The following is a 7,500-nucleotide window of genomic DNA, read 5'->3' as shown; positions in this document are numbered from 1 at the left end:
TCCAGTTAAACGTTGCAGACGCATATCTAAAATCGCTTGCGCTTGTTTCTCACTTAAACCAAAACGTTCCATTAAGCCTTGCTTGGCAATATCTGCCGTTTTTGAACTACGAATTAACGTAATAACTTCATCAAGATGATCTAAAGCAATTCGTAATCCTTCTAAAATATGAGCACGTGCTTCTGCTTTTTCTAATTCATAAGCAGTACGTCTACGAATTACTACCTTCTGATGCTCTAAATAATGATATAGATTTTGTTTTAAATTTAGTACTTGTGGCTCCCCATTTACAAGAGACAACATATTAATACCGAAACTTGTTTGAAGCGCTGTATGTTTATATAGATTGTTTAATAGTACGTTTGCATTAGCATCACGACGTACTTCCATGACAATACGCATACCATTACGATCTGATTCATCACGTAAATCTGTAATACCTTCAATTTTCTTATCGCGAACTAATTCTGCGATTTTTTCAATTAATCGTGCCTTATTAACTTGATAAGGTAGTTCAGTTACGATAATAGATTGTTTACCGTTTGACTTCTCTTCAATTTCAACCTTAGCACGAAGCATAATGGAACCGCGACCTGTTTCATAAGCTCTTCGAATTCCACTTCTTCCTAAAATTAAACCTGCCGTCGGAAAGTCTGGACCGGGAATATATTCCATTAATTCCGCGATAGTAATATCAGGATTATGACTTAATGCCAGCACACCATCAATTACTTCGCCAAGCTGATGCGGCGGTATATTTGTTGCCATACCAACAGCAATACCTGTTGTACCGTTTACTAATAAATTAGGGAAACGCGCTGGTAGTACTATCGGTTCTCTTTCGGAACCATCATAGTTATCTTGATAATCAATTGTATTTTTTGAAATATCACGTATTAATTCCATAGAAATCTTAGACATTCTTGCCTCTGTATAACGCATTGCCGCTGCTGAATCTCCATCTACAGAACCGAAGTTACCATGCCCATCTACAAGCATATAACGTTGACTAAAATCTTGCGCCATACGTACCATTGTTTCATAAACGGCTGAATCACCATGAGGGTGATACTTACCGATTACTTCACCGACAATACGTGCTGATTTCTTATACGCTTTATCAGCTGTAATTCCTAAATCATTCATCGCATATAAAACCCTACGATGCACAGGTTTTAATCCATCACGAACATCTGGTAATGCACGAGATACGATAACACTCATTGCGTAATCTAAAAATGAGGTACGCATTTCATGACTAATATTAATTTCTCGAATTCGTGCTTGTTGTTGATTGTCTGACATCAACGAGCACCTCCTCTTACATTTCCGTTACACATACATTGATTTATATGTAGAAGACAGGAATACTTAGATTCCTGTCATTACTCATTTAAATATCAAGGTTCTTCACGTATTTTGCATTCTCTTGGATAAAGTTACGACGTGGCTCTACTTTATCTCCCATTAAAATTTCAAATGTTTCGTCTGCTTCAATTGCATCTTGAAGGGAAACTTGAAGTAATGAACGTACTTCTGGGTCCATTGTCGTCTCCCATAGCTGAGTTGGATTCATTTCCCCTAGACCTTTATAACGCTGAATCCCTGGCTTAGGTTGGGCCGGTAATTCTGCTAAGATTTTTTCAAGTTCCTTATCGTTGTAAGCATATTGAATTTTTTTACCTTGTTGTATTTTAAACAACGGCGGCTGTGCAATATAGATATAACCACACTCAATTATTTGACGCATATAACGATAGAAGAACGTTAATAATAGGGTACGAATATGTGCACCATCAACATCGGCATCGGTCATAATAATAACTTTATGATAGCGTGCTTTTTCAATATCGAAGTCTCCACCAATATTTGTACCGATCGCCGTAATAATTGTACGAACTTCATCATTTGATAAAATCTTATCTAAGCGTGCCTTTTCCACATTAATAATTTTACCCTTCAGCGGTAAAATTGCTTGGAAATGACGATCGCGTCCTTGTTTTGCAGATCCACCCGCAGAGTCACCCTCTACGATGTAAATTTCACTAATTGCTGGATCTTTCGAAGAGCAATCAGCTAATTTACCAGGTAAACTTGAAACTTCTAACGCACTCTTTCGACGTGTCAATTCACGCGCTTTTTTCGCAGCTACACGTGCACGTGCAGCCATCGTACCTTTTTCTACAATTTTTCGCGCTACATTAGGATTTTCTAGTAAGAACTTTTCAAACGCCTCTGAGAATACAGACTCTGTAATTGTTCTCGCTTCACTATTCCCAAGTTTTGTCTTCGTTTGTCCTTCAAATTGTGGATTTGGATGCTTGATTGATACAATTGCTGTTAAACCTTCACGAACATCCTCACCAGTTAAATTACTGTCCGCATCTTTTAAAATGCTATTTTTACGACCATAGTCGTTGATTACACGAGTTAAAGCTGTTTTAAAACCTACCTCATGTGTACCACCTTCATACGTATGGATGTTATTCGTAAATGAGTAAATATTATTTGTGTATCCCTCGTTATATTGAAGAGAAACCTCAACCTGAATACCATCTTTTGAACCTTCTACGTACACAGGCTCTTCATGAATCGGTTGTTTTGAGCGATTTAAATGCTCAACGTATGATTTAATTCCACCTTCGTAATGGAATTCTTTCTTTTGCTTATGTTCACGTTTATCTTCAATTGTTAATTTAATATTACGATTTAAAAACGCTAATTCACGCATACGAGTTGCTAACGTATCAAAATCGTATACTGTTGTTTCTTGGAAAATTTCCGGATCTGGTTTAAATCGAGTTATTGTTCCTGTTTGATCTGTGTCACCAATGACTTTTAAATCCGCAACCGGAATACCTCTTTCGTATTTTTGGTAATGGATTTTACCTTCACGATGTACAAATACTTCTAATTCTGTTGATAGAGCATTTACAACCGATGCCCCAACACCATGTAAACCACCAGAAACTTTATAACCGCCACCGCCAAATTTACCACCGGCGTGGAGAACAGTCATAATAACTTCTACAGCTGGACGTCCCATTTTTTCTTGTATACCAACCGGAATACCACGCCCATTATCCGTTACACGAATACTATTATCTTCTTCGATACTAACATTAATTTCATCACAATAACCTGCAAGTGCTTCATCAATACTATTATCTACGATTTCCCACACAAGATGGTGAAGCCCTTTTCCACTTGTAGATCCAATATACATACCAGGGCGTTTCCGAACTGCCTCTAGTCCTTCAAGCACCTGTATCTGACTTTCATCATATGCATTTTCTTGCATTTGCTTTTGTTCCATTGACACAAAGATCACCTACTTTTCCATTTAAACAGGGGTTATTCCCTATCTATTTCACAATCTACAGTGCCGTTCGTTACATGAATTGTTTTCGCTTCTTTTAATGTTTCGTGTTCAATTCCGTCGACACTCGTCGTTGTAACAAATGTTTGCACTTTTCCTTGAATTGTATTTAAAAGATGTGATTGACGATAATCATCTAATTCTGATAAAACATCATCCAACAAAAGGATTGGATATTCTTTAACCTCTGAATAAATCAATTCAATTTCAGCTAATTTTAGGGATAGTGCGGTCGTTCGTTGTTGTCCTTGCGAACCAAAGACTTGAACATTTTTACTATTAACGAAGAATTGTAAATCATCACGATGAGGACCAATTAAAGTCGTACCACGGAAAATTTCACGTTGTTTCACAGATTGAAAACTTTCATAGTATACTTCTTTTATTTTCGACAAATCCATTGATTCTGATACATCTACACTTGGTTTATAGACAATTTCTAACTCTTCTAATCCACGGCTTATACCTCGATGAATTGGAGCTGCCCATTCCTGTAGCAAATGCAAAAATTCAAAACGTTTTTGCAGTATCTTCGCACCATGCTCAATTAGTTGAAGTGTAAATACATCCAACATCGTTTCCTCATTCTTACTATTCCCTTGCATTTTTTTCAACAAATGATTTCGTTGCGTGAGCACCTTTTGATATTGACTTAATTCATACAAATATACAGGAGCTATTTGTCCTAATTCCATATCTAAAAAGCGTCTTCTTACTTGAGGGCTTCCTTTTACAAGATTTAAATCTTCTGGGGCAAACATGACAACATTCATCACGCCAATATATTGACTTAACTTTCGTTGTTCAAGTTGATTTAATTTTGCCTTTTTACCTTTTTTCGAAATATTTAATTCCAAGGACAAAGAACTGTTTCTTTTTTGTAATTTCCCTTTTATTTGACCAAAATCTTCATCCCAGCGGATAAGTTCGCGATCATTAGAGGTTCTATGAGATTTCGCCATCGCTAAAACATAAATAGCTTCCATCAAGTTAGTTTTCCCTTGTGCATTTTCGCCGATAATTACATTTACCTTATCTTCAAAGGAAAGCTCTAATTTTTCATAATTGCGATAGTTTTTTAATTGTATTTCTGAAATAAACAAAGGGCTCCCCCTTTATGCCTGAACTTGGAAAGTTCCGCTTCCTGGAATTTCAATAACATCATTCGCATATAGTTTGCGACCTCTTCTATTTTCAAGTTCGTTGTTCACGTACACTTCATATTCTTGTAAAAACCATTTTACAGCGCCACCTGTATCAATTACATCAGCTAACTTTAAAAATTGTCCTAGTGTAATATACTCTGTTGAAATTTTAATACGTTTCATAAAATCGCTCACTTTCTGAAAGTGTTCATTCTTTCATTGTACTAAATAAACTAGCATTAGGAAAGTAATACCCAAAAATCAAATAAGGGCCACTAGCATCTTTAAACTAGCAACCCTTATTCCTTACCTAGTAAGTACGAACCGGTAAAATTAATTGAATAATTGAATCATCATTTACTGTACGAATTAAGAACGGTCTCATTGCCCCAGTAAAGCTAACTTTAATCTCTGTACTATCCAAAGCTTTTAATGCATCCATCATATATTTTGCACTAAAAGATATTTTTAACTCTTCTCCATCTACTTTTTCGCATTGTACTTCTTCGACAACTTTTCCGATTTCTGGTGAATTCGAAGAAATCTCTAGCATTTCTTGCTCTAAAGTTGATAATTTAACAACGTTATTGCGGCCATCTCTTGCTAATAGTGAAGCACGATCAATTGCTTGTAGGAATTCTTTTGTATTCACAAAAATATCCGTTTTACTCTCTGCCGGAATTAAACGTGTCGTATCAGGATAATTTCCTTCTAACAATCTTGAGAAGAATAATAAATGTTTTGTACGGAATAATACTTGATACTCCGTAATAACGATATCTACCATTTCTTCAGACTCATCTAAAATTTTACTTAATTCATTTAAGCTCTTACCTGGAATAACAACATTAGCTTGGAACTCATCTGCAATATTATGTCCTTCAATTTTTGCTTTTCTAAGTGCCAGTCTATGACTATCTGTTGCAATACAAGTTAACTCGCTGTTATATACCTTCCAGTTTACACCTGTCAAGATCGGTCTTGTTTCAGAAGTAGAAACTGCAAATACAGTTTGTCTGATCATATGTTTAAGTAAATCTGTTGGTATTTTAAATACATGATGTTCTTCAATCTGTGGCAGTAACGGATATTCTGCAGAATCTAAACCATTTAAGTTAAACTCTGATTTTCCAGATTTTATTTTTGTCATAAAATGATTTTCCACAGAAATTTCGACAGTGTCTTTAGGTAGTTTTTTTACAATCTCACTAAAATATTTTGCTTGTAAAACAATGCTTCCTGATTGAGCTATTTCTACGATTTCTTTTCCATCTTCTTCGACTGGAATAAACGATTCAATAGAAATATCAGCATCGCTTCCTGTTAATGTAACCCCTTCTTCAGTAGCTACAACTTTAATTCCCGTAAGAATGGGGATTGTTGTACGAGAAGAAACTGCCTTCATTACATCTTGTACACCTCTTACAAGATAGTCTTTTTGTATTGTAAAACGCATAAAGAAAAACCTCCGGTAAGTATAAGATTTTATTTAATTAATAAAGATAAAAAAATAGTAGTAATAGTAATAGGGCTTGTGGATATGTGGATAACCTCTATAAAGGATGTAAAAACAGTCTATCTACATGTGGATAGACTGTGCGTAAAACAAGGTAAGTTATTCACACTATTCAGCTACTACTTTAAAATACCATTAATTTCTTCAACTTGCTTTTGTAATTGCGTATCGGTTTTTAGTAGTTTAGAGATTTTTTCATGGGCATGGATAACTGTTGTATGATCACGTCCACCAAATTCTTCACCTATTTTTGGTAAAGAGGAATCTGTAAGCTCGCGCGATAAATACATTGCAATTTGGCGAGGAAACGCAACTGATTTTGTACGTTTTTTCGCTTTAAAATCTTCTAATTTCACTTGATAAACATCCCCGACAGCTTTTTGAATATCATAAATAGAGATAATTTTCGGCTTAGAATTTGGAATAATATCTTTAAGTGCTTCAGCTGCTAAATCAGCATTAATATCTTTATTAATTAAAGATGAATAAGCTACAACTCGGATAAGTGCACCTTCTAATTCACGAATATTTGAATCAATTTGATTTGCGATATAAAGCATAACTTCATTTGGTATATCAAGCCCTTCAGCTTTTGCTTTTTTGCGTAAAATCGCAATTCGTGTCTCTAAATCTGGTGGCGTAATATCTGTAATAAGTCCCCATTCAAAGCGGGAACGAAGACGATCTTCTAAAGTCGGAATTTCTTTTGGTGGTCGATCACTAGAAATTACAATTTGTTTACTTTCTTCGTGTAATGCATTAAATGTATGGAAAAACTCTTCTTGAGTTTGTTCTTTTCCAGCAAGAAATTGAATATCATCTATCAATAAAACATCTACGTTGCGATATTTATTACGAAAATCAACAGCTTTATTATCACGAATAGAGTTAATAAATTCATTCGTGAATTTTTCTGATGATAAATATACAACTTTTGCATTTGGATTATGTTCAATTACATAATGACCAATCGCGTGCATTAAATGCGTCTTTCCAAGCCCAACTCCCCCGTAAATAAAGAGTGGATTATACGCTTTAGCTGGCGCCTCGGCTACAGCTAATGAAGCTGCATGGGCAAAACGGTTACCAGAACCGATAACAAATGTATCAAATGTATATTTTGGATTTAACATGCTCTGTGGTAAATGAGCTGAATCATCTTGTGCAGGATTCCGCTTAACTGGAGGAAGATCAATGTCCTCTTCAGCTTGACTTTGGGGAATAATAAAGCGAATTGCTAATTTTGCCCCTGTTAAATCGTATAGTGTTTCTGAAATTAGTTCTGAGTAATGAGATTCTAGCCAGTCACGAGCAAATTCATTTGGAGCTGTAATCGTTAATACGTCTTTCTTCAAGTTATGAGCCGTTGTTGATTTTAACCATGTCTCATAACTAGGCTTGCTTACCTTTTTTTCTAATTCTTTTAAGGCACTATTCCATAAATCAGAGATATTTTCCAA

At 35.4% G+C, this 7,500-nt stretch carries 6 protein-coding genes (1 of these 6 only partly in view); all 6 read right to left on the bottom strand.

Annotated elements, in window-relative coordinates; all coding sequences use genetic code 11:
* Positions 1–1,305: the 5' portion of a DNA gyrase subunit A gene (gene gyrA, locus MKY21_RS00030; RefSeq protein WP_001282864.1), read on the bottom strand. Its footprint begins 1,167 nt before the window's first position; the window shows 1,305 of its 2,472 coding nt (coding positions 1–1,305); it begins with the start codon at positions 1,303–1,305; its stop codon lies off the left edge, out of view.
* Between the two features lie 88 nt (positions 1,306–1,393).
* The gene (gyrB, locus tag MKY21_RS00025) at positions 1,394–3,316 is read right to left on the bottom strand and encodes a DNA topoisomerase (ATP-hydrolyzing) subunit B (RefSeq protein ID WP_000435982.1); all 1,923 of its coding nucleotides are present in this window, start codon (positions 3,314–3,316) and stop codon (positions 1,394–1,396) included.
* Positions 3,317–3,354: 38 nt separating this feature from the next.
* A complete protein-coding gene (gene recF, locus MKY21_RS00020) occupies positions 3,355–4,482 on the bottom strand; it encodes a DNA replication/repair protein RecF (protein WP_044796543.1) in 1,128 nt (375 codons plus the stop codon).
* Between the two features lie 12 nt (positions 4,483–4,494).
* Positions 4,495–4,707 (bottom strand): S4 domain-containing protein YaaA, encoded by a 213-nt coding sequence (yaaA, locus tag MKY21_RS00015; protein WP_000821364.1) that lies wholly within the window; start codon positions 4,705–4,707, stop codon positions 4,495–4,497.
* Between the two features lie 127 nt (positions 4,708–4,834).
* Positions 4,835–5,980, bottom strand: coding sequence for a DNA polymerase III subunit beta (gene dnaN, locus MKY21_RS00010; RefSeq protein ID WP_001212884.1), 1,146 nt, complete (start codon positions 5,978–5,980; stop codon positions 4,835–4,837).
* Between the two features lie 179 nt (positions 5,981–6,159).
* Positions 6,160–7,500: a chromosomal replication initiator protein DnaA gene (gene dnaA / locus MKY21_RS00005; RefSeq protein WP_000428018.1), complete on the bottom strand. Its 1,341-nt coding sequence runs from the start codon at positions 7,498–7,500 to the stop codon at positions 6,160–6,162.

The organism is Bacillus sp. FSL R9-9497, assembly GCF_038005805.1.
Taxonomy (GTDB): Bacteria; Bacillota; Bacilli; order Bacillales; family Bacillaceae_G; genus Bacillus_A; species Bacillus_A cereus.
The sequence above is the reverse complement of the archived record's forward strand: the minus strand, read 5'-3'. Positions and strand labels throughout refer to the sequence as shown.

Coding starts and splice junctions, on each gene's coding strand:
- gyrB (WP_000435982.1), bottom strand. CDS start 3,316: ATGGAACAAAAGCAAATGCAAGAAAATGCATATGATGAAAGTCAGATA.
- yaaA (WP_000821364.1), bottom strand. CDS start 4,707: ATGAAACGTATTAAAATTTCAACAGAGTATATTACACTAGGACAATTT.
- dnaN (WP_001212884.1), bottom strand. CDS start 5,980: ATGCGTTTTACAATACAAAAAGACTATCTTGTAAGAGGTGTACAAGAT.